Below are 26,482 nucleotides of genomic sequence, written 5' to 3' on the forward strand. Positions count from 1 at the left end.
TTGGGCACGAATAGGAACGATCGTTCCTAGAACGATCGTTCCGGCTAAGTTCCCATATGCCATGGATCTCAAAGAGATCATGGCGGTGAATCTGCGTCGGAAGCGCCACGACCTACAAATGACGCAGGAAGCGCTGGCCGAGCGCGCGGGTTTGAGCGCCCGTTACGTCGGAGCCATTGAGCGCGGCGATGTGTCAGCAAGCGTCACGGTGCTCGGGCAAATTGCTGACGCACTAGGAGTCGAACCGGCAGACCTGCTAAAAAAGGCGGCGCGGCTTAACAAATCGTAAGGCGCCTCAAGCCAGCCGGAGCCGCCCCGCTGGACCGACCGAACGGGAGCCCTTACTCGATCACTTCATACAAGAGCTGCGCGATCGAGCTGTGCTCGGATTCAGCAAGATGGGCGGCATGCGATACGTAAAAGCGAACGCGAGCATGCCCGCAGCCGATGATAGCCTTCTACAATCAGAACCGAAACAGTCCCTAAGAAACACAAGCTGACATCGGGCTGGGGCTACGGGGCTCCCACTAAGTCAAGCGGTGATTTCGAATTTTCTCAATCGATACGCCAATTGGGCTCTCGAAAGTCCGATCGCCCGTGCTGCCGCAGAAACGTTGCCGTTTGCAGATGCAAGTGCCGCCGCGTAGATCTCTGACTCATGTTCTGCAAATGAAAACGTTCGGCGAGGCGTCGCCCTGGCTGCGGCCTGTTGACTGTGTTCCGAATATTTCGCGACGGTCATGCCGTCGATCAATCGTCCTGCACGTCCAACTGAAAGCGCAGAACTTCTGGTCCCCGCGTCGCCGAGGTATAGACTTGATACTCCGACGGCTTCGCCGTCAGCAGTGAGGATTACAGCCCGCTCGATGATATTTTGGAGTTCTCGAATATTCCCGGGATAGTCATAGCTAAGCAAGGCTTCCACAGCGCGTTGTGAGAAGCCTGTGATCTGCTTGCCGTGCGCTGCGCAGTATCGATTGATGAACGCCTCCATCAGCAGAGGAATGTCATCGCGACGTTCTCGCAGGGGCGGAATAGTGATCGGGAAGACATTCAGGCGGAAGTAAAGGTCCTCTCTGAAACGGCCAGCGCGAACTTCGTCTCGGAGATCCTGGTTAGTAGCCGCAAGAATCCGAACGTCCGTCGCGATCGTCTTCGTACCCCCGACCCGCTCGACCTCACGCTCCTGGATCGCACGGAGAAGCTTACCCTGCGCGATCAGACTGAGCGACGCGATCTCGTCGAGAAACAGCGTTCCGCCGGCGGCCCGCTCGAAGCGACCAGGCCGAGAGGCAGTCGCGCCTGTATAGGCACCTTTTTCGACGCCGAACAACTCCGCCTCGATGAGGCTGTCCGGGATGGCTGCGCAATTGAGAGCGATGAGCGGTTTGGCAGACCGTTTGCTCACGCGATGCAGCGTTCGCGCAAAAATCTCTTTACCGACACCGGATTCACCGATGAACAGCACCGTTGCGTCGGTTGAGGCAACTTGCGCGACCAGGTGTCGTGCAACATTGAAGGAGCCCGAAGCCCCGACGAGATTCGTGCTGTCAGCCGCCTGCCTCTCGGCCCTTGGTTGCTGCGCGACTGCCCCCGCGGATCGGGGGCGGCTCAGCGATCGCTCGAACAGATCGGCGTTGAAGTACCTTAGATCCTCCTCGCTGTTGTCCCACTCGCCTGCCGGCTTCCCCACGTTGCGGCACATAGACTGCCCCATGGCTCTGCACTCGACCTCTCGGTAGACGATCATTTTTCCCATGAACGAGGTGGCATAGCCGCTCGCATATCCGATTTGCATCCAGCAAACGGGCTCGGTCCCGACGCCGTACAGACGTACATGCTCTTCATCTTCCGAAGAGTCGTGCCACAGGAATTCGCCATAGAAGGAACCGGCGCCGATGTCGAAGTCGAAACGGACTGGTTCGACCTTTACGATGCCCTCGAGAGAATGTAATCGCGGGCCGGCGGCGAAGACCGTCGAGGGGTGACTATTCGGCCATCGCTTTCGGATCAATTCCGCGTCCCGAACGCCCGACGCGAAGCCCGCTCGCGTCAAAATGGCGCGCGCTCGCTCGACCCCCATGGACTCGATCATCTCCTGCCGCAGCGTCCCGAACGACGCGCAGTGCATCATGATCATCCGCTGGTCGTTGAGCCAGATGCGGCCGTCGCCTGGCGAAAAGAAGAGGGTCTCAGAGAGCTCGCGGACCGTAGGTGATGCGCCTTCGTCGAGGTCTGCGCTCGTACCTAAGAGTGCCTTCCGCTCCTTGATCGCAGCCAGGGAAATTCGTTCGGGCTTTTTCACGTGTCGCGCCGTTCTCTCTAGATCATGCGGTTTATCAAATGAGTATTCAAAATTGATCAAAAGAGCAATTTCGCATTCCACGGCAGCGGACTGAGGCCGGAGCCCGCAGCTCAAATAATTGAAAGACAACAACAATTTCGATTTCAAGGCCCGCTGGCACGCCTGTTGCTGTCCTTTGTCCTGCCTTTAACCAACCAATCACTGCCGTTCGAGCAGCGCAGGGGGAAACATGTCTGGCTTCAAGAGCAGCAATCCGGGTTTGTCACGGCGCGACGTTCTTCGCGTCGCGGGCGCCGCTGGCGTGACCTTCGCAAATCCTTACGGCGCGTACGCCTCGGACAGCGAAAACGTCCTGCGGATAGGCTTCGTAAGTCCACGAACCGGTCCGCTTGCCGGCTTCGGTCAGACCGATGGCTATGTGCTCGAGCATGCGCGCGCCACGCTGGCGAAGGGGCTCGTGATCGACGGCAAGACCTACAAGGTGGAGGTCATCGACAAGGACACTCAGTCGGATCCTTCGCGCGCGAGCCAACTCGCCAAAGGACTGATCACCGGCGACAACGTCGACATGATGCTGGCGATCTCGACTCCGGAGGTCATCAACCCAGTCTCAGACGCCTGCGAGGCCGCCGGCGTGCCGTGCCTCTCGACAGTGATGCCGTGGGAAGCCTGTTACTTCGGACGCGGCGCCAAACCAGGCCAGCCATCGCCTTTCAGGTGGACGTATCATTTTGGCTTCGGTGTCGACGAGTTCTACCGGACCTACATCTCGATGTGGAACGGCGACGTGAAGACCAACAAGAAGGTCGGCGTACTCTACCCGAACGACGCCGATGGCAACGCGATCCGCGCCAATCTCGCTCCGCTGATCGCAAAACAAGGCTTCACCATCATCGATCCCGGCCCTTATGAGGACGGCACGACGGACTACTCGGCACAAATCGCCTTGTTCAAGAGGGAACGGTGCGAAATATTCAATACCTTCCCGATCCCTCCGGACTTCGCGGCCTTCTGGCGTCAGGCCGCTCAGCAGGGCTACACCAAGATGGTGAAGATCTGCCAGGTAGCGAAAACCGGGCTGTTCCCCAGCGACATCGAGGTACTCGGCAATCTCGGCTTCAGCGTCGCCAGTGCATGCTATTGGCACAAGGCTTTTCCATATAAGTCCTCGCTGACGGGCGTGACCGGAACGGACCTCGCAGATGGGTACGAGAAAGCCTCCGGCAAGCAGTGGACGCAGCAGCTCGGGGCGACATTGTCGCTGCTCGATGCGGGTTTTGAGACTCTCAAGCGGGCATCCGATCCCAAGAAGAAGGATGTGGTCGCCAAGTCGCTGTCGCAATTGAACATGACGACGATCGGGGGAGCGGTCAATTTCTCTTCGGGACCGGTGCCGAACGTATCGTCCGGACCAATCATCGGTTCTCAGTGGGTCAAGGCGCCGGCCGGAAGCAAGTTCAAGCTGGACTACGTGATCACCGACAACGCTACTGACCGGAACGTTCCCGTTCAGACCAAGCTGCTGCCCTTCAGCTGAGCAGGTCGACATTGTCCGAGGTTCGCAACGCAGACGGCAGCGGTGCTGCAGCCATTCAAGCACGCGGCATCCGCAAGCAATTCGGAGCGCTCGCGGTGTTGAACGGCATCGATTTCACGGTGGCTGCCGATGAGGCAGTCGGCATCGTGGGACCAAACGGCGCCGGCAAAACGACGCTGCTGAGCGTTTTCATGGGCGCGCTTGAACCGACCACTGGTGCCGTGATTTACCACGGCAGCGACATCACTCCGTTATCCGCCGCCGACCGTTGCCGATTGGGGATCGCCCGCACTCATCAGGTTCCGAAATCCTTCGGCGGTATGACGGTCTTCGAGAATGTCCTGGTGGCCGCACACCAAGGCGGGGGAAAGCGCGGTCGCGACGCCCACGATGCAGCGATCGAGACCCTGCGGCTAACCGGGATGGTTCGGATTGCCAACCGCCGCGCCGAGACGCTCGGCCTGCTTGACCGCAAGCGACTCGAGTTGGCGCGGGCAGTTGCGACCGATCCCTCGGTCTTGCTGCTCGATGAGATCGGCGGCGGATTGACCGATGGCGAGGCTAACGAACTCGTCGGCACCATCAAGAAATTGCGGGCACGAGGCATCGCCCTGGTCTGGATCGAACACATCGTCCATGTGCTGGTGCAAGTGACGGAGCGGCTGGTGTGCATGGACAACGGCCGCATCATCGCGGACGGCAGGCCGGAGGATGTGATGCAGCATCCGAACGTGGTGCGGGCCTATCTCGGGAGTGCTGTCGGATGAGCATGTTATCGGTCCGAGACTTAGAGGTCCGTCACGGACTGTTACACGCCGTGCGGGGCGTCTCGTTCGACGTCGCCCGCGGCGAGACGGTGGCGTTTGTCGGTGCCAATGGCGCCGGCAAGACGACCCTGCTGCGCGCCGTCGCTGGCGCGCACCTGCCGGTTAGGGGCACGATCCGCTTCGATGGCGCAGACGTTACGCAAGTGCCATCGCATCGTCGGGTGCGCCAAGGAATTGCGCTGGTTCCCGAAGGCCGACGTCTTTTCGAAGAACTCTCAGTCACCGAGAACCTGCTGCTGGGCCGCGCTGCGCGCAACCCCGGTGCCTGGACCCTCGACGGCGTGCTGGAGGCGCTGCCGCAGCTCCAGCCGATCCGGAATTCACTCGCAAAAAACCTCTCTGGTGGTCAACAACAGGCGGTGGCAATCGGGCGGGCCTTGATGACCAACCCGAAGTTGCTGCTTCTCGACGAAATTTCGCTCGGACTATCGCCGGCAGCGGTCGATCTTGTCTACGCAGCAATATCAAAACTGATTGCGGCGAGCACGACCATCATGCTGGTTGAGCAGAACCTCGATCGAGCGCTCTCCGTTGCCGACCGCATTATCTGCTTGCTCGAGGGTCGCTTGGCACTGGAAGGCGAAGCGAAGCAACTCCAGCGCGACCGCATCACCGAGGCTTACTTCGGGCTCGACCGCAATCAGACCGAGGGGGTGCATTGATGGTCTGGTTCGAGCAGATTTTCCAGGGCGCCCTACTCGGCGGCTACTATGCCCTGATCGCTTGCGGTCTTTCCTTCATGTTCAGCGTGATGGGCGTGATCAACCTGGCCCATGGAAGCTTTGCCGTTGCAGCAGCATTTGGCCTTTGGGCGATGGCTGAATACACAGGAATATCGCCGCTGTACGGTTGGATCGTCGTCTTACCCGCCATGGCCTTGACCGGGGTCGCCTTCCAGGGGCTGGTGCTCGATCGGTCGACACGAGCCGGCTTCCTGATTCCGGTACTGTCGACCTTTGGTCTTTCGATTTGCATCGACAACATCCTGTTTGAGCAGTTCGGTGCCGATACGCGTTCGCTTGCACCTTACATCGACGATCTGTCTTACGAATCCTGGGAGCTGCCGAACGGCGTCTTCGTCGGCAAACTCGCCGCCTATATCTTCCTCGCAGCCGTAACGCTGATCGGCGGACTGCAGGTGTTCCTGTCACGGACGCATCTTGGGCGCGCCATCCGCGCGACTGCTGCGGACCGGGACACGGCAGGCCTCGTCGGCATCGATGCCGGACGCATCAACATCTACGCTACCGCGATCGCCATGGTCACGGTCGGCATCGCGGGGGCGACGCTGGCCATGCGCGCCACCTTCAACCCGTATTCGGGTGGTCCCCAATTGATCTTCGCTTTCGAGGCGGCCGTGATCGGCGGCACCGGTTCGCTATGGGGCACTCTGATCGGCGGAATTGTGCTCGGCGTTGCGCAAAGTGTCGGCGCCCAGCTCAACCCTCAAGGTTTTCTGATTGCAGGGCATGCCGTGTTCCTGATCGTCCTGGTGGCGCGCACATCCTTTGGACGTCTTGTCGATCGCTGGCGCCTAATCATGACGCCGAAAGCAGCTGCGTGATGAACGAAACGATCACCGTCACTCGTTGGACGCGCGCGTCCATTCTCGCCATGTGGACGAGCGCCACCCTGCTTGTCGTGCTGGCGTTCCTTCCGTTCGCAGGAAGTCCCGCCGTACTCGATCGGCTTACGACCCTGTTCCTCTATATCGTTCTGGCCGCCACGTGGAACGCGCTTGCTGGCTTTGGCGGACTGGTTTCGATCGGACAGCAGGCCTTCTTCGGGCTCGGGGCCTACGTCACCATCCGGCTTTCGAACTATGGCATGAACGTCTACCTGGCCGTGCTTGCCGCGCCGCTGGCGGTCGGCCTGCTTTCTATTCCGCTATCCGTGCCCATGCTGCGATTGAGGGCCGGCGAATTCGCCATCGGCATGTGGGTACTAGCAGAACTGTTCCACCTCTTGATTAATCTTGATCCTCTGATCCAGGGCGAAACGGGTACATCGCTGATCGCCCTCAACGCCTACACCGTCGCGCACCGGACCGCCTACACGTTCTGGATGGCCCTGACCGCGGTTGCAGTGGTGCTGGTCTCGCTTTTCCTGCTGCTTCGTTCATCCGCAGGCGCGGCTCTGCAGGCGATCCGAGACAATGAAGACGCAGCGAGCTCGGTCGGCGTCCGTGTCGGCACAGTAAAGCGCATCATCTTCGTGTTCGCTGCAGCGGGGGCAGCCATCGCCGGCTCGGTTTGGCTCGCAACAGCAATCTCGTTTCAGCCGAAGACGTACTTCAGTGTGCAGTGGACCTCGTACATGATCTTCATGGTGCTCGTCGGCGGTCTTGGCACTTTCGAAGGAGCCATTCTCGGTGCGGTGATCTTCTTTATCATCGAATCCGTCTTCGGGGGGACTGGCGTCTGGTACCTCATCGGCCTCGGCGCAACCGCACTTGCGATGTCTCTCTTCCTGCCGCGCGGCCTGTACGGCGCCTTCGGCCACCGCACCGGCTACCAGCTTCTGCCTATCGGCTATCTGCTGCGCTTCAACGGCCACTCCCATTCGTTGGTATCCACAAAGTCCTCCGAGGAGATTCTACCATGAAGATTTCAGCCGCGGTCGCCCGCGCTCCGGCCGCACCGATGTCGCTGGAGACTCTTGACCTCGCCCCGCCCCGCGCTGACGAGATCCTGGTCAAGCTGGTGGCAACGGGCATCTGCCACACCGATATTGCCATGCGTGACCAGGCCTATCCGGTACCTCAACCGATCGTACTCGGGCACGAGGGTGCGGGTATCGTCGCAGGCGTGGGCTCGGCCGTAACCAAGGTGAAGCCCGGCGACCGCGTAGTGATGACTTTCAACTCCTGCGGCCACTGCGCGAGCTGCGCCGAGCACATACCTAGCTACTGCTACAATTTCTTTGAGCACAACTTCGCGGGCCAGCGGCCGGATGGCTCAAGCGCTCTCTCGACAGGCAGTGAGCGAATTCACGGCAATTTCTTCGGACAATCTTCGTTCGCAAGCCATGCCGTCTGCCATGAACGCAATATCGTGAAAGTAACGGACAACGTGCCACTCGAGCTGCTCGGGCCACTCGCCTGCGGTATCCAGACTGGGGCCGGCGCCATCATCAATGCGCTCAAAGTCGGCATGGGACAATCGCTGGCAGTAATCGGCTCGGGGTCGGTCGGCCTGAGCGCCATCATGGCCGCCCGCCTTGTCGGTGCTGGCACGATCATCGCCGTTGATCTGAACGAGGCACGCCTTGCCTTGGCCCGCGAGCTCGGAGCCACGCACGTGATCAACGCGAGAACGGGCAACGTCGTCGAGGAAATCCGCAAGATCACTGGAGGGGCTGGCACGGATTATACCTTCGAAACCACGGGAGTGCTTACGGTACTCCGGCAGGCCATCGACGCGTTGGCGCCCCGCGGCACCTGTGGATTCGTCGGCGCCTCGCCCGCGGGCTCGGAGGTGGCCGTTAACGTCACCGACATCATGACCGCGGGTCGGAAAATCCATGGCATCGTCGAAGGCGAAAGCAATCCCGACGTGTTCATCCCCCGGATGATCGAGCTCTATAAGCAGGGTCGTTTTCCGTTTGACAAGCTGATCAGCTTCTATCCCTTCGAGAAGATCAACGACGCGATCCACGACGCCGAGCACGGCAAGGCCCTCAAGCCCGTCGTTCGCTTTCCTCAATGAACCGCCTAGCCACTCACCAGCGCAAGCTGGCCTGAAAGGACCACCAGCATGGACGTCAGTCTTATCATCGGCGGCAAGCACGTTGCCGCAAAGAACGGACAGATCTTCGAGCGCAGGGATCCCGTCACGGGTAAGGTCGCTTCGCGCGCGGCCGCGGCCTCGATCGATGACGTCGACCTTGCCGTTGAGGCCGCCTCAAATACGTTCACGAGTTGGTCCCAGTCCGGACCCGGGCAACGACGCAGTCTGCTTCTCAAGGCCGCTGAGCTGATGGAGAGGAAGCAAGCTGATTTCGTCGATCTGATGTTGCGGGAAACGGGAGCGACGGCAACCTGGGCAGGGTTCAACGTCGACTTGGCTGCAGGCGTGCTGCGCGAAGCCGCCGCGATAACGACGCAGATCACGGGTGAAATCATTCCATCGGACAAGCCCGGAATTCTGTCAATGGCAGTAAGACAGCCCGCGGGCGTGATCGTCGGCATCGCTCCCTGGAACGCACCCGTCATCCTGGGGACCCGGGCCATTGCAGCTGCCCTCGCTTGCGGCAACACGGTTATCCTGCGTTCATCCGAGATGTGCCCCGGCACGCACCAGCTTTTAGGCAGCATCTTGAACGAGGCCGGCTTCCCGCCCGGAGTCGTGAACGTGCTCTCGAATGCGCCCCAGGATGGGCCGCAGATCGTCGAAGCGCTGGTGGGCCATCCAAACGTTCGACGCATCAACTTTACCGGCTCGACCCGCGTCGGTCGGATTATCGCAAAGCTGGCCGCAGAGCATTTGAAGCCCGTCCTGCTGGAGCTTGGTGGCAAGGCGCCTTTCGTTGTTCTTGACGATGCCAATATCGATCAAGCGGTCGACGCGGCGGCATTCGGCGCATTCATGAATCAGGGACAAATCTGCATGTCTACTGAGCGCATCATCGTGGACGAAAAGATAGCAGATCGCTTCGTTGGGAAGCTCGTGGAGAAGGCCACCAGGCTTTCCGCCGGCGACCCGCGCAAGGACGTGGTGCTGGGATCGCTTGTCGATCTCTCATCGGCCACACAGATGGATGAGCTGATTCAAGATGCCGTCTCCAAGGGAGCGAAGCTGGTAGCTGGCGGCAAGCGGAATGGCACCATCGTGGAAGCAACGCTGCTTGACCGTGTGACGTCGGATATGAAGGTATACCGGGAGGAGTCCTTCGGGCCGGTGAAGCCGATCATCCGAGTGTCCGGGCCTGATGAGGCAATCAAGGTTGCAAACGATACAGAGTACGGTCTTTCGGCTGCCGTGTTCGGTCAGGACCTCGCCCGCGCAATGACCGTGGCCAAGTGCATCAGGAGCGGTATCTGCCACATCAACGGCCCGACAGTCGCGGACGAACCTCAGATGCCGTTTGGCGGGGTCAAATCGAGCGGGTACGGCCGGTTCGGAGGGCGTGCGGTCATTCAGGAATTCACCGAGTTGCGCTGGATCACAATCGAAGGCGAACAGCACTATCCGTTCTGAAGCGCCCAATCGGATAGACGATCGTTTCCTCGAATAGGCCCAAGGAAACCCCGCCCGATCTGGTCGGACGGGGCTTGGTGAGGCGCTCTTACTCGCCGGTCTTGCGCGGCCGCGACCAGAGCAAGGTGTAGCCTTCACCGCCTTCGTCATCGAACAGGTTCGCGTAGATCGGCGCGTTGAACGAGGGGTCATCGAGCTTGAGCGAGAGGTAGTCGCGGCCTTCTTCGGAACGCTTCGACCAGGCCGCGCCGATCTCCGCGCGACCCACGTAGACGCGGTGGCTGGGAGCGTTGTCGTTGGATCGGCTGGTCTCGGCGACCATGCGGACGCCCTTGGCCTTCAGGCTCAGGGTCACGATCTCGCCCTGGAATTCGTTGCCGACCTTCTTGAAAGTACCGATGTTAGCCATGTCACTTCTCCTGTTGTGTTTCGAGCCCGCGACCACCGCGGCCTCGATGGCGATCTAGGGCCGAGGACGATCGGCGACGCACCGCTCGGGCCGCAGCACCGCGGAGGGTCCTTATGGCGACTTTCTTGTCTCGCGAGGAATGGGCGAAGCCCAGGGGAAGAAAGTCGCATCAACGACGTTGCGGCTCGGACGATCAAGGCGAAGCCGGTCTTCGGCCAGATCAAGCCATCAACGTGGCCAGGTGGGTCCGCGTGCTGAACCACAATCTTACGGAGAAGCGTGGCTATCTCGGTTTTGATGAACAAGAGGTCGGAACCATTCAGCGCGGAAAGAGAAACAATCTCCTGCAAAAGGCGGTATCGTCCCCCAAGAACCGATCAAGGTAATATCCCTCTGCCGCAGCTGCGTGGACCAGCCGAACGCCGGCGGCTCGATCGAGGAGTTCCGAGGAGGACCAGGTTTCGAACAGCCTTCCTTCAACGCGCCGATCTACGCCAACTTGTTCGACGATGAAGGTGGAAAACGGTCCAGACCATGCGAGAACCGACTGGGGCGTGTACTCATTAAGCGCCTGGCTCACACATGTCCGCTTCTCCCCCAACAGCGGTGCTAAAGCAAATGTCGCCTGACTTCCGAGATGGGCCGATTCTGTTGAAAAAGGCCGGCAGTATTTAGTTGTAATAGCTCCGTCGCGACTTGGCCGAACTGCTCAACCGCCTCTATGCGAGCCTCGGCCTGGGCATCGGGATCAGCTTGGCCATCTTTCGAAGGTTTTGGGCGGTGGCTGCGAGGATGAACTCGTCACGCGCGCCGTTTGGACCTCGTAAACGCAAACGGTCGAGCTTGAGAATGCGCTTGAGGTGCGCGAACAACATCTCGATTTTCTTGCGGAGCCGGCGCGAGGTGCCTCCCTCCCACGATCTCGCGATCTGGCGCGCCATGTCGCGAGCGCCCTCGTAGATCGAGCGCGGCACTCTCCGTGAAGCCTGCTTGGGGCAACACCGAGCCTTCAATGCGCATCGATCACAATCGCGCTTGCTGGCGAGGTAAAGCATGGTGGCACCATCATTCACCAACGTTCCGGTCGTGGTAAGAACTTTGCCACCAGGGCAACGATAGATGTCCCCGGCATGGTCATAGGTGAAGTCGTCGCGCGAGAAGATCCCGTCTGTGCGGGCCGACTTATCGAAGACTGTAACGTGCGGCTCGATGCCGCGCTCATAGAGCAGCCAGGCGAGCATCTCGGCCGAGCCATAGCCGCTGTCACCGAGGAGCCGGCTCGGATAGAGATCAAACCGCTCCAGCGAGCGCTCGATCATGCGCTTAGCGGCCAATACCTCCGCCTGCCGGATTGCGGTCGTTGCCTCAACATCGACGATGATCGCGTTCTCGATGTCGATCAGGTAGTTCGTCGAATAGGCGAAAAACGCTTGGCCGCCGTGCGCCCCCGTCCAGCGCGCCGCCGGGTCGGAGGGCGATACGAACTTCGGGGTAACCTCGGTCGCAGCTCCGAAAGCAGCATCATCGAGGACAGCCAGATACTCGTCGATTGATCGGCCGGCAGCCTCCGGCGGAAGTCCCTTATCGCCTTCGATCCCCTTCTGCCGATTGGCATCGGCCTTGATTAGGCTCGCATCGACTGCAAATCCTTCACCGCCGACCAGTCGTTCCTCGATGCAGCGCCGCAGCACGCTCTCGAACACGCGACGGAAGAGATCGCTCTGCCGGAAGCGGCCATGCCTGTTCTTGGAGAATGTCGAATGATCGGGCACCACCCCATCCAGACCGAGCCGGCAAAACCACCGGTAGGCCAAATTGAGGTGAACCTCATCGCACAGGCGCCGTTCCGATCGGATGCCGAAGCAGTAACCGATCAGGAGCATCCGGATCATCAGTTCAGGATCGATCGAAGGTCGGCCGATGCTACTGTAGAACGGTGCCAGGTCCTGCCTGATCTCTTGCAGATCGACAAACCTGTCGACCGATCTCAAGAGATGGTCGGCGGGAATATGCTTCTCGAGCGAGAACTCATAGAACAAAGCAGCCTGTTCGACTTGCCGATGCCCCATCATGATCTTCAGTCCTGCCAATTAGACAGACTGAATCACTGCTATCCTTGAGTCGCAACTACCGCCTTTTTCAACAATATCGGCCATGACCGGACTCATGCAGTGCAGCGACAACCACCATTTGATCAACCGGCGAATCGTCAGCACACATCGCGGACTTCGCGAGCCGCATGGCTGACCAACCCCCGCGGTTGGGATGCCCCAACTCGATCACAGGCCGAGAGGGGCACCCCTCAGAGGTTGGACCTTCAAGCCCTGAAGAAGGTCGCAAGATAGAACATGGCGGCCAAAACGATGGCGATGCGGATGACTGTTACGGCGGCATGTCTGGTGAAACGTCGTCAACGCTTTCTCTAGTTGGACACGCCGAGGACCGTCAAGGACCGCTTGTTGTGGCCCGGGGTTTGAAACTCAATGGCTTGGCCAACCGACAGGCCGATCAATGCAGCTCCGACCGGCGTAAGGACCGAGGCGCGCTTTAGCGTTATGTCCGCTTCGTGTGGATAAACCAACACCACGTCTCGGACCTCACCCGTCTTGTCATCGCAGTACCGGACCCGCGAGCCCATGCGGACTACGCCGCGAAGATCGGAATTGTCGGCCACCACGCTCGCCCGCTCTATCTCCTGTGCAAGGAAATGGGCTACGCGCGGGAAGAGTACCGCGCTCGAACTGGCCAGAGCATTGAGGCGCCGCGCCTCATCCTCCATCACAGTGATGGGCGGCAACACGATTTCAGGTTTGCCTTTGCGATTAGCCTTGCTCATTACCTTTCCTCCTTTTCTAAGCGGCTGATGGTCCCGGATCACCGTCATCAAAGAGCTTCTTGCCCTTGACTTGCGGATTGCTAAACAGAACCCTGACAACATCGTTCGGATCACCTCGGCTGACACGTTCGACCTTGACGACGTTGGTGCGCCCAGCGGTGAAGAAGCGGATTTCGCTTCCGACCTTCAGCCCGACCAACGCTGCGCCCGACGGCGACATCACGGGGATTTGGGTTCGCTCGGACGTGTAGTCTCCGGGGTACACCAGTTGCCTTGTCTCGCGGAGGAAGCCACAGGTGCAGCGTCACCCACGAACCCATGGTGACGATGCTGTCCAATCTGGCTGCACGATCGGGGACGACTTCCGCACGGTTGATTTCACTCAATAGAAAACGAGCGTCCACGTCACCTTGATCTGCGCCCGCCTGCGCGAGCCGTTCCAAGCGGCGACGGTCAGACGCCGGAAGAGTGACGTTCGGGAAGAACCGGTTGTTCACGACATGCCTCCTTGTTTGGACTTCTCCTCGCGGGAGAGCCACACACCAAATCCGTTTGATGAACGAAGGGGGTAATCCGGACGGCACGAACGCCGTCCGGCTAACCGCCTGCTTGAAGGCGGCCGGCGTGAAGACCAAGGCGCGCAACGCGCGCATCAATGTCGACGACATAAGTCATAGCAGCCTTAATATAGTGGCCATTCAGCTGGAAACATTGCGACGAAACCGCACAGTGGCGGGCAACCCGGGCGATCAAGGTGAAGACCATCGAGGATCGCCGCGATCCTCGCTCGCTGCAAACGATGTCTGTCGCTTGAATAGTAGACCTTGACGTGAATGTGAGCGCCGCAATCCGACTGGATGTGGTTATGTTGCTCGATCGCCTGCAGCGGCGGCGGAACAAACGAAGGCCCTCGATGACACGAGGCCACGCCGAGTTCAGCCAAGTTGAGGACACCGAGCCAGTCGATACGAATGGCTGGCGGGTAATCCTGCTCTGCGGCCTTTACGCTTTGCTCGGCGCTATCGCGGCCGCTGTTGCCACTCTAGTAGGCACCTTTCCTCATTGGATCTGAACCGCTCATTTTCGAGCGAGTCTTGTCAGCGGTTCCGGCAGAGTCAGGCTTCGATCCCCTGCAAGCGCGCCAAATCTAGCAGTGGAGATATCTATTCGCCTCGGCTAAGCAGTCGGGGTCAGCGAATACACACATCTTGCATTGGGCAACGAACGCGATGTTCCTTCTTGCGGTCCTTGCGCTTCCTTTCGCCGGAAGTTGTGCTGCGGCTCTTTTGCGGGTCAACGCGCGCAACGCCGAGGCGTGGCTCGCCGGGAGCGTCGCACTTGCTGCCTTTAGCCTCGTCGGTATGGCTTATCCGAGCGTGACGAACCGTGGCGTTGTCGGCTGGCGGACAGAATGGATCGGTGAACTTGGGCTGGAATTTGCGTTGAGGCTCGACGGCTTCGCATGGGCATTCGCCATGCTGATCACCGGAATTGGCTTTCTGGTGGTGCTGTACGCCCGCTATTACATGTCGCCCAGCGATCCCGTTCCGCGGTTCTTTTCTCTCCTGCTCGCCTTCATGGGGGCGATGTTAGGGATCGTGCTCTCCGGCAATCTGCTTCAGCTCGTGTTCTTCTGGGAGTTGACCAGCCTGTATTCGTTCTTGCTGATCAGCTATTGGCATCACAATTCGGCTGCGAGGGACGGCGCACGGATGGCGCTGGTGATCACCTCGAGTGGCGGACTATGCCTCTTTGCCGGTGTCCTGCTGATCGGTCACATTGTCGGCAGCTACGACCTCGACAAGGTGTTGGCGTCAGGAGAGGCGATCCGTTCGCATCCGCTCTATGTTCCCGCGCTCGTGTTGATCTTGCTCGGCGCACTGACCAAGAGCGCCCAATTTCCCTTCCATTTCTGGCTGCCGCACGCGATGGCGGCTCCGACTCCTGTATCCGCCTATCTGCATTCGGCAACGATGGTGAAGGCCGGCGTCTTTCTTCTGGTCAGGCTCTGGCCCGCCCTCGGTGGGTCGAACGAATGGCTTTGGCTGGTGGGATCGGCGGGTCTCATCACCTTTCTGACGGGCGCGTTTCTCGCGGTATTCCAGCAGGATCTAAAGGGCCTGCTAGCCTACTCAACCATCAGTCATCTCGGCTTGATCACGCTCTTGACGGGACTGGACACGCCGTTCGGGCAGATCGCAGCGATCTTTCACATCATGAATCACGCCACCTTCAAGGCATCGTTGTTCATGGCGGCGGGCATCATCGATCACGAAACCGGCACGCGAGACATTCGGCGCTTGAGCGGTCTCTACGCGTTCATGCCGATCACCGCGACGCTGGCCATGGTTGCGGCCGGATCCATGGCCGGCGTGCCGCTGCTCAATGGCTTCCTCTCGAAAGAAATGTTCTTCGCTGAAACAATCGAAGTCCATGACAATTCGTTCGTCGATCAAGCGCTTCCCTACATCGTCACCGCGGCAAGCACTTTCACCGTTGCCTATTCGCTCCGATTCATTCGCGACGTCTTCTTCGGTCCGGCCCCCGTCGGCCTTCCGCGCACGCCTCACGAGCCGCCCCTCCTGATGCGGCTTCCAGCCGAGCTTCTCGTGCTTGCATGCGTCGTGGTGGGCATCGCTCCTGCGTTCACCGTTGCACCGGTCCTGGATACCGCCGCTGGCGCAGTCCTCGGTTCCAACATGCCGGAGTACAGTCTCAGGATCTGGCACGGCTTCACGCCCGAATTGCTGATGAGCATCCTGGCGATGGTTGGCGGCGTCGGCGTCTATGTGATGCTGCGCTCCTATCTTCTCGTCAATGAGGGGCCACCCCTGCTCGGCCGGTTCAGCGGCAAGCAGATCTTCGACTGGACGATGGTGACGTTATCCTGGCGTCTTGCGCGCTGGCTCGAGAGCAAGCTCGGAACGAGGCGTCTCCAGCCACAATTGAGAGTCCTCGCCGCTACGGCGCTCCTCGCGGCCTTGCTGCCGCTCTATTGGCGCGGCGTCCCGCTGGCGGATCCCCTGCGGACTCCATTTGACCTTGCGTTCGCTTTGCTTTGGACGGTCGGCGCCGCCTGCGCGGTCGGCGCCGCGATCCAGGCCAAATTTCATCGCGTCGTCGCGCTGATCCTGCTCGGATCTGCCGGTCTCGTGACCTGCGTCAGCTTCGTATGGCTATCGGCGCCCGACGTGGCCCTGACGCAGATCGTCGTCGAGACGGTCACGACAGTGCTCCTGCTACTCGGCTTGCGATGGTTGCCAAAACGTCTCGCCCCGGCCGGGGCGGAGGCGCCAGCCGGCAGGATTCGATGGCACCGCGTGCGTGACTTCGCGATCGCGCTCTCCGTCGGCATCGGGCTGGCGACGCTCGCGTTTGCGGCCATGCAGCACCCGGATACGAACAGCATCTCGCGATACTTCATCGAGAAAGCCTATACAAAAGGTGGCGGGACTAACGTGGTCAACGTCATCCTGGTGGATTTCCGCGGATTCGATACCATGGGTGAGATCACGGTGCTCGCCGTCGTTGCGCTCACCGTCTACGCGCTGTTGCGCCGCTTCCGTCCGGCGCCCGAGAGCATTCCCGTTCCCGAACAGCAGCACGCCCAGGACAGCCACGACGAGGCTCATCCTGACCGACAGAAGGGTGACACCGCCAAGGATACGACGGAGACCGCGGCGCTGATGATGAGATTGATGTTTCCCGTGATCGGTGTCGTGGCGGTCTTCCTGCTGTTGCGCGGGCACGATCTTCCGGGCGGAGGTTTCGTGGCCGGCGTCGCCATGGCGACCGCATTCATCCTGCAATACATGGCTCGCGGCACGACGTGGGTGGAAGCTCGCCTGCACGTCATGCCGGTACGCTGGATGGGGATCGGGCTTCTGCTCGCCGGATGCACGGGGGCCGCCGCCTGCGTTTTCGGATATCCGTTCCTGACCTCGTACTTTGCCTATGCCGAGCTGCCGCTGGTCGGCCGCGTCCCCACGGCGAGCGCATTCCTGTTCGACGTCGGCGTGTTCGCGCTCGTGATCGGCGCCACGGTGCTGATGCTCATCGCGATCGCGCATCAATCGTTGCGTCGCTACGGACATCCGTCCCAGATCGGCCAAAGCCTGCGATCGAAGGAGGACCTGGTCTGATGGAGCTTGTGCTGGCGATCGGTATCGGTGCGCTTGCGGCGTCCGGCGTCTGGCTGATCCTCAGGCCGCGCACCTTTCAAGTCATCATCGGGCTGTCGTTGCTTTCCTACGCAGTCAATCTGTTCATCGTGGCCATGGGGCGAGTGCGGACGGGGGCTCCGGTGCTCGTCGCAAAGGAGGCTACGGATCCTGCGAGGTATGCCGATCCGCTGCCACAGGCATTGGTGCTGACGGCCATCGTCATCAGTTTCGCGACCACCGCGCTGTTCCTGGTGGTGTTGCTGGCGTCGCGCGGCCTCGCCCGCACCGATCATGTCGACGGTCAGGAGCCGGAAGCGTGAGCGGCGCCTCAAGTCTGGTCGTCGCGCCAATCGTCCTGCCCCTGCTGGCAGGTGCCGGCATGCTGCTGCTCAATGGAGAGAGGCACCGGTGGATCGTCGCCGGCCTCAACATCGGCGCAACTTTTGCGCTCGTTTGCATTGCCACGATCCTGCTTGGAATCTCCGACGCCGGCACAAGGGACGTCTATCGTCTGGGCAATTGGCCTGCGCCGTTCGGGATCGTCCTCGTGCTCGATCGGCTGTCCGCTCTCATGCTGCTGCTGACCAATGTGCTCGCGCTTGCATCGGTGGTGTACTCCCTTGCGCGCTGGCACCGGGCCGGCGCGCATTTCCATTCGCTGTTTCAATTCCTGCTGATGGGCCTCAATGGCGCCTTCCTCACCGGCGATCTCTTCAACCTGTTCGTGTTCTTCGAGTTGTTGCTAGCGGCGTCATACGGCCTGCTGCTGCACGGATCCGGCCTTGCACGGGTGAAGGCCGGGCTGCATTACATCGTCGTCAACCTCGCCGCCTCGCTGCTGTTTCTGATCGGGGTCAGCCTGATCTACGGCGTGACCGGAACGCTCAACATGGCGGATCTCGCGGCGCGCGTGCCGGCGGTCGCCGCCGAGAGCCGCGGCTTGCTCGAGGCAGGCGCAGGCGTGCTGGCGGTGGCCTTCCTGCTCAAGGCAGGAATGTGGCCCTTGAACTTCTGGCTGCCGACCGCCTATGCCGCCGCAAGTCCGCCCGTGGCGTCGATCTTCGCGATCCTGACGAAAGTCGGCGTCTATGTCGTGCTGCGCCTCTCGCTCTTGCTTTTCGGGGAGGACGCCGGCACATCGGCCGGCTTCGGCAGGGAGTTCTTGTTGTTCGCCGGCCTGGCGACGATCCTGTTTGGAGCGATCGGCACACTGGCCTCGCAGGACATCGCCCGACTGGGCGGCTTCTCGGTGCTGATATCGTCCGGAACGGTGCTCGCCGCCACGGGGTTTGGACAGGTCGGCGTCACTAGTGGAGCGCTCTTCTACCTGGTCAGCTCGACGCTCGGCATCGGCGCCTTCTTCCTCCTCGTCGAACTCATCGAGCGCGGACGCGAACCCGGAGCGGACTTGATCGCTGTCACGCGGGAAGCTTATGGCGAGGAGGTCGAGACGGACGAACCCGAAGCCGACGTGGGCATCGCCATTGTCACCACCATGGCATGGCTCGGCATCGCTTTCATCGGCTGTGCGCTGGTCATCGCCGGCCTGCCGCCGCTGTCCGGATTCATCGCCAAATTCGCGCTGCTCGCGGCGGCCCTCCATCCGGCGGGTCAGCCGGGCGGAACCATTGCCGGCAGCGGATGGGCTCTGCTCGCGGTGCTGATCCTCTCGGGGTTCGCGACATTGGTTGCGATGGCACGCGCGGGAATCCGCATCTTCTGGGCCTCGCCCGAGCGCACCGTGCCGCGCGTGGGCGTGATCGAGATGGCGCCGATCATGCTCCTGCTGTTTATCTGCGCCGCGCAAACCGTTTGGGCCGGTCCCGTGCTCCGCTTCATGCAGGCTGCGGCGCAATCCCTCCACGCACCGGCGGGTTATATCAGCGACGTCCTGGAAACCGGCTCTCGCAGCCCACAAGCGGAGGGCAAATGACACGCTTGCTGCCCTTTCCGATCATCAGCTTCTGTCTGCTGGCGCTGTGGCTGCTGCTCAACCAAGCGATCACCTTCGGGCACATCCTCCTCGGCTGTGTGATCGCGCTTCTCGGCGGGCGGATCCTGACCATCCTGGAAATGCCGCCCATGCGGGTCAGGCGGCCGCGCGTCATTCTGCGGCTGTTGCGACTGGTCGCGATCGACATCGTCCGCTCGAACCTCGCTGTGGGGCGAATCGTTCTCGGTTTGAGGCGGCGAGAGCGCAGGTCGGGTTTTGTGGAGATTCCGCTCGACTTGCGCGACCCCTACGGGCTGGCCTCGCTCGCCTGCATCATTACGTCGACCCCGGGCACGTTGTGGGTGAATTTCGACGCACAAAGAGGGGTGCTAACCATCCACGTTCTAGACCTCGTCGATGACGCGGAGTGGATCCGCACCATCAAGGACCGTTACGAACGACATCTGCTGGAGATATTCGAATGAGCCAGCTCATGCTGACCTACTCGCTCCTGGTCGCACAGGCGTTGCTGGGATTGGCAATCGGCTGCGGCGCTTTGCGCATCTTCCTTGGACCTCGCGCGCAAGATCGCGTTCTCGGCTTCGACACGTTGTCCGTCAACGCGATGTTGTTGCTTCTGACGGCCGGGATTCGAACCGGCGAGGCACTCTATTTCGAGGCTGCCCTGGCCATGGCCCTGTTCGGATTCGTTGGGACGGTTGCGCTCGCCAAGTTCCTCCTTCGCGGCGAGGTGATCGAATGAACGGCGTCGAGCACCTGCCGCCTTGGGCTGCCGTCCTCACAGCGGTTTTCCTTTTGACGGGGGCTGCCGTCACGCTCATCGGCTCGCTGGGCCTTTTGCGGCTCGGCACCTTCTACGAGCGGGTCCATGCGCCGACGCTCGGAACGACTCTCGGCACCGTCTTCATCGCAGCCGCTTCGATGATCTGCTTCTCGGTTCTGCAGACCAGACCGGTGCTGCACGAAATCCTGATAGTCGTACTCGGAATCGTGACCACCCCGATCGCGCTAACCGTTCTCGTCGGCGCAGCCCGCTTTCGTGACACCGCCGAACGGGCACAGCTGGGTGAACCACAGGATAGGTAGGCTGGGGGCTGCTCACGCGCCGGTTCCAGGCGCCCGCCGCCGGCCAAGGCCGGCTAAATGTCGCAATTGATCTCCCGCGGCGCATGCCTAAGTCCATTGTGGGCATGATGCTGAGCTGTGCGCACGTCGCTGCGACTTCAGCAGGTCGGCAGTTGCTGGCGGCCAGATATGCGGATGCCGTTCGAAGATCGGCGGCACCCCAAACAGAGGACGTGATGACTAAAGTGCGACCAGACATTCAGGGGAACCGGCTGCAAATCGGCATGTGACCCGGGCGATTTGTATCGCCCGGGCGCGGCAACTCAACGATTCTGACTAAGCCTGGAGTTCTTCATGTCTGTCTTTTTGGCACTGCTGGTTCTGACCGCGTGGATCCTGTTCATCTGGAATTATGATCCAGACGGATTCCGCACAGCCTTTGTGCGCCGTCCGCCCCCGATACCGCATCACCCGGAACGGTGATGTTGGAAGGTGCTGTGTCACCTCGCGCTTCCGCTCCTACGGTTTTCGACTGCGACACGCTCGACGCTCCGGATCTCGGGGCCGCCTGTGCGTGGCCGCGTCATGGGCGGGCCTAAGCAATCAATCGCCATCTTGCCGAGCTCGCCTCGGCGAGGTGGGCCAATACAAGGGTCTGACATGATCATAGTCGCTGCGACGGATTTTTCTACGCGTTCTCATCGCGCTCTGCGCCAGGCCGGCCTTCTGGCTCGCTTCCGCCGTGCCGAGCTGCACCTTGTTCACGTCGTTGATGAAGACCTGCCCGCCGACCTGGCCCGCATGGAAGAGCGCGAAGCTCAGCGGGTTCTGACAGAGCAGATCGGATCCATGCCCGAGCTGCCTGACGAGCGTTGCCATCCGACCGTGATCATGGGTCACCCCTTCGACGGGATCTTGCGCGCGAGCACCGCGGTCGGCGCCGATCTCATCGTGATGGGGGCCCATCGCAAGCAGTTTCTGCGCGACATCTTTACAGGGACCACTATCGAGCGTGTCATTCGCGGAGGAAAGTATCCCGTGCTGATGGTGAACAACGAGGCCCAGCGGCACTACGAACGGGTTCTAGTGCCGGTCGACATGTCGCAGTCATCGGCCGATGCGATCCGCTTCGGCCTGTCCGCCGGGCTCTTGGAAGACGGAGCGACGCTTCTTCGCGCCTTCTCGCCGGTGGCAAAGAGACGATTGCTCAGCTCCGGTGCGAGCGCCGACGTCATCAGTGGATATGTTGACAGCGAGCGCCACGGCGCAATGGAGGAAATGAGCAGGTTTCTCGTGGCCAATGAGTTCGGGATCGGGCGATGGTTGCTTCGGGTCGATGAGGGCCCGCCAATGCAGGTGATCGCGCGCGCTGTCGCGGAAAAGCGGCCAGACATGCTCGTCCTGGGTACTCACGGCCGATCCGGCCTGCTTCGCGCGTTGATCGGAAGTGTGACGGAAGAGGTCCTTCGCTCCCTGGACGTGGACGTTCTGGTGGTTCCTCCCAACCGTAATGACCTCAGAACTCCGAAGGCGGCCACCACTGCCTCTTCTGAGGCATGACGGGGAAACCTCTCCGCTCGCCTGGAGAGACCGGGGCCGCATCCGAGCACCAGGGCGCGGCCTCTCGCGCAGCAAGCATGGGGTCCGAGGCGCAAACCTCAATTCTGCTCGCTTTTTGCGTTATTCAGCACTTGGCGCCGAGGTTCTCCGGCACCAGGTGGCCGGTCTAAAGTGTTGCACATGGAGTTGATCGATGCCTAAGCAATACGAAACATCGAAGCAACGGGAAAAGCGAGAGCTCGACGAGGAATTGGACCGGCAATTGCTGCAAACGTTTCCGGCCAGCGATCCTCCGAAAATCACGCGACCAGCCAAACGAAGTGCACGGAAATCGTCTGTCCGCGACACCGGGCGAAGACGCCGGTAAGTCATCTCGGAAGGCGCCGTGCTACATGGCGATCGGCGGACATACGAAGGGCTATGGGATCCACTACCTGCCGGCTCTTGGGGACGAGCCACGTGACCGGCCCCGTGCCAATACACTGCAACGATAATGGACCAACACCTAAACTGAGCGCGAGGCGCTAAGGGGATGGACCGGCTGCTTCCCTCGCGGCGATAGTCTGCCCCCTTCGGCTTTGCCCTGTTCTACCTGCGCGGCGTGGCGCCGAAGGAGGTCAAGAGCTCGGACATCTATTGGGGCGCGATGCCCTGGATCGGCCTGCAGGCGATCATGGTTGCCGTGGTCATCGCATTCCCCATCACCGTCACCGGGCTGCTGGACGCGCCCAGGAATGTGGATCTGGACAAGGTCAAGATCGAGATTCCTGATATCGAGCTGCCGCCGCCGCTCGATTTCGGCCAGCCGAAGAATTGAGGGAGACGCGACTCCAAACCGACGCTTCCGCTTGTAGCGCCTAGCCAACATCCCTGCCCTCGTCGTCTGTCCGACCCCGCCCTTAGCGGACTCCTGCATTACGCGGCTTAAAGCCGCGAAGAGGTTTCATGATCGTTCTTATCGGGCCAGTATTCTTCATCATCCTGATCCTGGTCGCCGTTCGACTGCAGAAGCGCGGGCTTGCAGGTTGGAAGGCCACTCTGCTCGTCGTCGTAGGATCAGGGATCATCTTGCTGGGCATGTTTGGATTGCTCTTTGTGGGCTTTCGAAACTTCGGCTAGCGCGCTAGGTTCTCAGACCGTCAGGAGATCACAATGCCATACTTCACATCCGATCAAACCCGAGACATCCGAACCGCCAAGGTACTCGCCGACGTCTTCTGCGCAATCATGCTCGCAACATTTGCTGTCGTGTTCTTCGGCTGGCTCGGCGGTCTGGCCGCCTTCATTGTCCTCGAAGCGTGCCTGCTTGCAGTCGATTGGCTTGTCCCCAGCAAGGACGATGCTGCGGCCGTTGTTCGCTGAACTCAAAAAAAATAAATCTTTCGCTACCGGGCTCTGGCGCTCAGTTTACGCGTCTTCCATCGCTTACACGCTGTCACTCATTTCGGTGGCCATCCTTTCCGCCCTCTTTCTGCTACGTCCTTTCTCAATTTCACGCTGCCTTGAAAGACGTAGGCCTGCCTCAACGGATGGAACTGGGAAGTCGGCTCTTATCCCCTTTGCGGACGTCTCTGCTGCTCCGACCGGCGCCCGTTAATCGCTGCCTTAGCGCCCTCCAACTTGTCGGCCGAGGCTGGGAGGTACTGAGCAAGCTGCTTACGCGAAATTCTAGCGCGCGCCGTAGCGAGCGACTTTATCTTGTGGCGTTCACTCCCCGTTCACAGGACTCATTCTAATTCGCGGCCCTCTGGCACTAGGATATGGCCATGGATCCCATGACGGCCGCGCTCGATTGGTTCGAAGCCTACCGAGCCGGGAAAATCGAAGCCATCTTGAAAATGTACGCCACGGATGCAGTCATTCAATGCGGCTGCGAGGGCATGAAAACCGTCGCCGGACCGAACGGGCGACGCGCTTACTGGATCAACCGCTTGGAGCGATATCCAGCGTCAGAACTCGTGAACCTTCAGCCAAGAGCGGACGGAGCGTTGATCTCTTACGTCGGGCCCGGAGGTGTCGTTAGCGCCGTTCTTCAGTTCAACGCCGATGGATCGATTGCGTCGCACAATTGTGGCCCTGCCGTTTGAGCCATGGCCGGTTTTTGCGTTCATCCGCCACGTCCTTCTCCTGTGGCACAATTCGGCTGACCCCGCTAACTTGCGGCTTTCCGGCTACCGCCAGCCAACAAATGTAAAGGCGGGCGTTCATGAACGTTCTACGAGAAGGCTTTTCATCCTTGTCCAGGTATACCCGTGCAGCTCCGCTATCCCCTTTTGAAGAAATGGACTCCACAGGAGCACGAGGATGGATGATGGCTGCACCTGGTACAGCGAACCTGAACTTGGTCTTCCGCGATCATTATTTGGCCAGCCGGAGCTTGGAAAGCGAGGCCACAATCTGGTCGAAAGCTGTCAAAATCTGATCCGCAGAGGTCAGCATGAAGAAGTTGCCGGGTGTGGTTGCACAGTACTTCAAGACGTCGGATTCTGGATCTTTGTCGGTATTGACCTGGATCGAATAGACGATGACCTTGTCGTTGCGGATGTTGTCGCAGAGCAGGCGCTGGCGGCCGTCTACGTAAGTGGAATGGTCAGAGCCATTACCCGCCTTTTTATTCTTCGTGTTCAAACCGTCACTGAGCACGATGATGATGTTCTTGTAGTTGTAACCGCTTGTCTGCGCAGGCGCGTTGAGCGGATCGCCTTGCATCAGCGATAGCCATGCCCATGCCATACCGACCGGCTGGTTAGTGGGCCCGCCTGACTTTATCGTGTCGATGCGCGCCTTGAGCTTGCTCCAGTCTGTTGAGAGCGGCATAAGCTCGACAGGACATTGGTTGAACTGCTCAGGCTGGAATCTGGTCGCCATATTCGTCGGTGGTGTTTTGTCGACATCGTAAGGCTCGTCGCGATCGGTGATGCAGCCGTTCCAGCTCGCGTGATCATCCGCGGTCCAAGTACCGCCCTTGCCGATGCATTTTGTCCTCGTATTGCCGCCCTTGCTGCAGCTTCCGTTGACCTCTTCCCACTCGGTCCAGTCCAGCCAGCCCTTCTGATAATTTGTTGCGGTGTTGATGTGCGTGGAGAAGGGCACCACTGAGATGTAGAGATCTTCGGGTGTCTTCGAATTCGCACTCAATTGATCGATAAGACTCTTGGCGGCCTTCTGCATTGCGGGCAGCTTGCCGTGCTGTGCCATCGATCCGGTCGCATCAAGTGCAAGCGCCACGCGAAGGCGGGTATTGCCCCAGGCTGCTGTGGAATCAACGCCAAGGTTCATTGTGGGAAACCCGGCAATCTTCATGAAGTCCGTCGGGATCTGCCCCGTCGCACCAAGTTTAATTGATGCGCCTTTGCCCGTGTCCGGCACGTAGTCGGCCGTCACGACGAGGCTTCCGATGTCCTTTCGTGTGAAAAGCCCCTGGAAGTAGGACTTCGCCTTTGCGGCAATCTCAGAAGGAGTTAACCCGATCGAATCCTTCATCGCCATCAGCGCGGCGTTATCGAGGGCGGTTTGCATCGCCGTCCGCGCGTTGACCGCTCGGGTGTAGTCGATCGCCATGCCAATAAAAACCAGTAGTGGCACAAGGCAAATCGCGAACAGGAACGATACATTCCCACGATCATCTTGATGAAATTTCATTGTCGCTCCCCAGCGCTTTGGCCGAGACTAAAAGCCAGGGATGCTTAATGAGGACTTCAACCGAAATGATCGCGCAAGCTGATTGAGCTCACTTCTATAGTTCCAAGTAAACAAAATTCACTCTTAACCATCAAAAAGCAAGACAGGGCGCGCGGCGTCCGGGCGTTGCACGTGCCTCAAGAGTTTTTAGCTAAATCGCGACTACCACAACCGTTGCCGCCGGTTGGGGAGAGGACGTTTGCCCAGTTCGATCCCCGCCTTCAAGCCGGCGGACCAATTGGGCGAACTTCGCCGTCCAACCATTCTTGCTCCTCAGCTAACGCGCGCCAAGCTGCCTCCATACGCCTAAACCGCCTGTATGCCGGCGTTTCGGTGGTCGGCTCGCCCTCAGCGAGTTGGGCGCAATTCTCCGCATTCTCTTTGTAAACGTCTGATGGCTTCATCGTTCAGCTCCCCTTGCATACGAAACAGTATGCGGGGAAAAGTGGAACTGGCTATATGCAATGCAACAACCTTGATGGGAGGCGGCGATCGAGGAGCAGGCCGATCCTGAAAGGAGCGGCTTACATTCAGCTTCCTGTCAGCAAGCCATATTTTCCTAGGGGCACTGGCTCCCAGGCCGGTATTTGAGACCCGATCAAGCCCCGGATGACCCCAATTATCCGCGATCGGCGGTCTCGACGTGTAGCCGTCTCTACCACTGATCGGCTTCCCTTGCTGAACCAAAACGCCAGAGGGCCGTGAGGGGCGTCAGCGACCAGGTAGGGAGCATGCCGCGTCCGAGCAGCGCCGTCGAGTGAAGCAAACCCGCTCTCTTGACGAAAGGATGGCGAGCAGGCTGCCAAACTTAGGGACGAAGCCAGCCAGTTACCGGCAGGCGCAGAGCGCGAGGCACTCCTTAGGGAGGCTCGAATTGCCGAAACGAGAGCGCACCTGTCCGACTGGATCACATCTCCCGGCCTTCGGGCTCAAGAATAGCGCTAGAA

25 protein-coding genes and 2 pseudogenes are annotated in these 26,482 nt (G+C 60.3%); 20 read left to right on the top strand and 7 right to left on the bottom strand.

The genetic code is table 11. The features are described from left to right. Positions 1–61 precede the first annotated feature (61 nt). Positions 62–289, top strand: coding sequence for a helix-turn-helix domain-containing protein (locus tag ML401_RS24410; RefSeq protein ID WP_285807189.1), 228 nt, complete (start codon positions 62–64; stop codon positions 287–289). A gap of 243 nt (positions 290–532) precedes the next feature. On the opposite strand, the gene ML401_RS24415 is transcribed toward ML401_RS24410, so the two are convergent. Then, on the bottom strand, positions 533–2,452 hold the full coding sequence (locus tag ML401_RS24415) for a sigma-54-dependent Fis family transcriptional regulator (protein WP_285807190.1): 1,920 nt from the start codon (positions 2,450–2,452) through the stop codon (positions 533–535). An 82-nt stretch (positions 2,453–2,534) separates the two neighbouring features. Here ML401_RS24415 and ML401_RS24420 point away from each other — a divergent pair, with 82 nt between their 5' ends. The 7 genes from ML401_RS24420 to ML401_RS24450 are packed head-to-tail and all read left to right on the top strand — an operon-like array spanning position 2,535 to position 9,867. After that, a complete protein-coding gene (locus ML401_RS24420; RefSeq protein WP_285807191.1) occupies positions 2,535–3,842 on the top strand; it encodes an ABC transporter substrate-binding protein in 1,308 nt (435 codons plus the stop codon). A gap of 11 nt (positions 3,843–3,853) precedes the next feature. Continuing rightward, on the top strand, positions 3,854–4,609 hold the full coding sequence (locus ML401_RS24425) for an ABC transporter ATP-binding protein (RefSeq protein WP_285807192.1): 756 nt from the start codon (positions 3,854–3,856) through the stop codon (positions 4,607–4,609). Beyond that, on the top strand, positions 4,606–5,331 hold the full coding sequence (locus ML401_RS24430; RefSeq protein ID WP_285807193.1) for an ABC transporter ATP-binding protein: 726 nt from the start codon (positions 4,606–4,608) through the stop codon (positions 5,329–5,331). The genes ML401_RS24425 and ML401_RS24430 overlap by 4 nt, the downstream gene beginning before the upstream one ends. Next, a complete protein-coding gene (locus tag ML401_RS24435; RefSeq protein ID WP_285807194.1) occupies positions 5,331–6,233 on the top strand; it encodes a branched-chain amino acid ABC transporter permease in 903 nt (300 codons plus the stop codon). The genes ML401_RS24430 and ML401_RS24435 overlap by 1 nt, the downstream gene beginning before the upstream one ends. Further along, entirely contained in the window at positions 6,233–7,273 is a 1,041-nt protein-coding gene (locus ML401_RS24440) for a branched-chain amino acid ABC transporter permease (protein WP_285807195.1), read from the top strand. Before ML401_RS24435 ends, ML401_RS24440 begins: the two co-directional genes overlap by 1 nt. Beyond that, positions 7,270–8,376, top strand: coding sequence for an NAD(P)-dependent alcohol dehydrogenase (locus ML401_RS24445; protein ID WP_285807196.1), 1,107 nt, complete (start codon positions 7,270–7,272; stop codon positions 8,374–8,376). The genes ML401_RS24440 and ML401_RS24445 overlap by 4 nt, the downstream gene beginning before the upstream one ends. 48 nt (positions 8,377–8,424) lie before the next feature. Beyond that, positions 8,425–9,867 carry an aldehyde dehydrogenase gene (locus ML401_RS24450; protein WP_285807197.1) on the top strand — a complete coding sequence of 481 codons (1,443 nt, stop codon included), beginning with the start codon at positions 8,425–8,427 and terminating at the stop codon, positions 9,865–9,867. Between the two features lie 88 nt (positions 9,868–9,955). Here ML401_RS24450 and ML401_RS24455 read toward each other — a convergent pair whose 3' ends face one another. From ML401_RS24455 to ML401_RS24475, 5 genes and pseudogenes are all read right to left on the bottom strand, one after another. Then, positions 9,956–10,276 carry a DUF736 domain-containing protein gene (locus ML401_RS24455; protein ID WP_285807198.1) on the bottom strand — a complete coding sequence of 107 codons (321 nt, stop codon included), beginning with the start codon at positions 10,274–10,276 and terminating at the stop codon, positions 9,956–9,958. Positions 10,277–10,995: 719 nt separating this feature from the next. Next, positions 10,996–12,348 (bottom strand): IS1182 family transposase, encoded by a 1,353-nt coding sequence (locus ML401_RS24460; RefSeq protein WP_285807199.1) that lies wholly within the window; start codon positions 12,346–12,348, stop codon positions 10,996–10,998. Between the two features lie 350 nt (positions 12,349–12,698). Further along, complete coding sequence (rnk, locus tag ML401_RS24465; protein ID WP_285807200.1) at positions 12,699–13,112, bottom strand: nucleoside diphosphate kinase regulator; 414 nt, start codon at positions 13,110–13,112, stop codon at positions 12,699–12,701. A gap of 16 nt (positions 13,113–13,128) precedes the next feature. Continuing rightward, a complete protein-coding gene (locus ML401_RS24470; RefSeq protein ID WP_376717408.1) occupies positions 13,129–13,332 on the bottom strand; it encodes a hypothetical protein in 204 nt (67 codons plus the stop codon). A gap of 193 nt (positions 13,333–13,525) precedes the next feature. Continuing rightward, positions 13,526–13,780: pseudogene (locus ML401_RS24475) on the bottom strand (hypothetical protein); the annotation flags it as partial. A 561-nt stretch (positions 13,781–14,341) separates the two neighbouring features. On the opposite strand from ML401_RS24475, the gene ML401_RS24480 reads away from it, so the two are divergent. The 12 genes and pseudogenes from ML401_RS24480 (at position 14,342) to ML401_RS24535 (ending at position 23,941) form a co-directional block, all read left to right on the top strand. Next, positions 14,342–17,254 (top strand): monovalent cation/H+ antiporter subunit A, encoded by a 2,913-nt coding sequence (locus ML401_RS24480; protein WP_285807202.1) that lies wholly within the window; start codon positions 14,342–14,344, stop codon positions 17,252–17,254. Beyond that, positions 17,254–17,595 (top strand): Na+/H+ antiporter subunit C, encoded by a 342-nt coding sequence (locus ML401_RS24485; RefSeq protein ID WP_285807203.1) that lies wholly within the window; start codon positions 17,254–17,256, stop codon positions 17,593–17,595. Before ML401_RS24480 ends, ML401_RS24485 begins: the two co-directional genes overlap by 1 nt. 59 nt (positions 17,596–17,654) lie before the next feature. Next, positions 17,655–19,208, top strand: a complete 1,554-nt coding sequence (locus ML401_RS24490) for a monovalent cation/H+ antiporter subunit D (protein ID WP_376717379.1) — start codon at positions 17,655–17,657, stop codon at positions 19,206–19,208. Beyond that, positions 19,205–19,693 (top strand): Na+/H+ antiporter subunit E, encoded by a 489-nt coding sequence (locus tag ML401_RS24495; protein WP_285807205.1) that lies wholly within the window; start codon positions 19,205–19,207, stop codon positions 19,691–19,693. The genes ML401_RS24490 and ML401_RS24495 overlap by 4 nt, the downstream gene beginning before the upstream one ends. Then, on the top strand, positions 19,690–19,971 hold the full coding sequence (locus tag ML401_RS24500; protein ID WP_285807206.1) for a K+/H+ antiporter subunit F: 282 nt from the start codon (positions 19,690–19,692) through the stop codon (positions 19,969–19,971). The genes ML401_RS24495 and ML401_RS24500 overlap by 4 nt, the downstream gene beginning before the upstream one ends. Next, positions 19,968–20,315: a monovalent cation/H(+) antiporter subunit G gene (mnhG, locus tag ML401_RS24505; RefSeq protein ID WP_285807207.1), complete on the top strand. Its 348-nt coding sequence runs from the start codon at positions 19,968–19,970 to the stop codon at positions 20,313–20,315. Before ML401_RS24500 ends, mnhG begins: the two co-directional genes overlap by 4 nt. A 333-nt stretch (positions 20,316–20,648) precedes the next feature. After that, entirely contained in the window at positions 20,649–20,777 is a 129-nt protein-coding gene (locus ML401_RS24510; protein ID WP_285807208.1) for a hypothetical protein, read from the top strand. A gap of 177 nt (positions 20,778–20,954) precedes the next feature. Further along, a complete protein-coding gene (locus ML401_RS24515; protein WP_285807209.1) occupies positions 20,955–21,854 on the top strand; it encodes a universal stress protein in 900 nt (299 codons plus the stop codon). Between the two features lie 568 nt (positions 21,855–22,422). Continuing rightward, positions 22,423–22,671 (top strand): annotated as a pseudogene (locus ML401_RS24520) (C4-dicarboxylate ABC transporter); the annotation flags it as partial. A gap of 128 nt (positions 22,672–22,799) precedes the next feature. Then, a complete protein-coding gene (locus ML401_RS24525; protein WP_285807210.1) occupies positions 22,800–22,973 on the top strand; it encodes a hypothetical protein in 174 nt (57 codons plus the stop codon). 33 nt (positions 22,974–23,006) lie between these two features. Beyond that, positions 23,007–23,216, top strand: coding sequence for a hypothetical protein (locus tag ML401_RS24530; RefSeq protein ID WP_285807211.1), 210 nt, complete (start codon positions 23,007–23,009; stop codon positions 23,214–23,216). Between the two features lie 404 nt (positions 23,217–23,620). Next, on the top strand, positions 23,621–23,941 hold the full coding sequence (locus ML401_RS24535; protein WP_285807212.1) for a nuclear transport factor 2 family protein: 321 nt from the start codon (positions 23,621–23,623) through the stop codon (positions 23,939–23,941). A gap of 271 nt (positions 23,942–24,212) precedes the next feature. On the opposite strand, the gene ML401_RS24540 is transcribed toward ML401_RS24535, so the two are convergent. Next, the gene (locus ML401_RS24540) at positions 24,213–25,496 is read right to left on the bottom strand and encodes a TadE/TadG family type IV pilus assembly protein (RefSeq protein WP_285807213.1); all 1,284 of its coding nucleotides are present in this window, start codon (positions 25,494–25,496) and stop codon (positions 24,213–24,215) included. Between the last annotated feature and the right edge of the window lie 986 nt (positions 25,497–26,482).

It is taken from the genome of Bradyrhizobium sp. 62B (assembly GCF_030272265.2).
Taxonomy (GTDB): domain Bacteria; phylum Pseudomonadota; class Alphaproteobacteria; order Rhizobiales; family Xanthobacteraceae; genus Bradyrhizobium.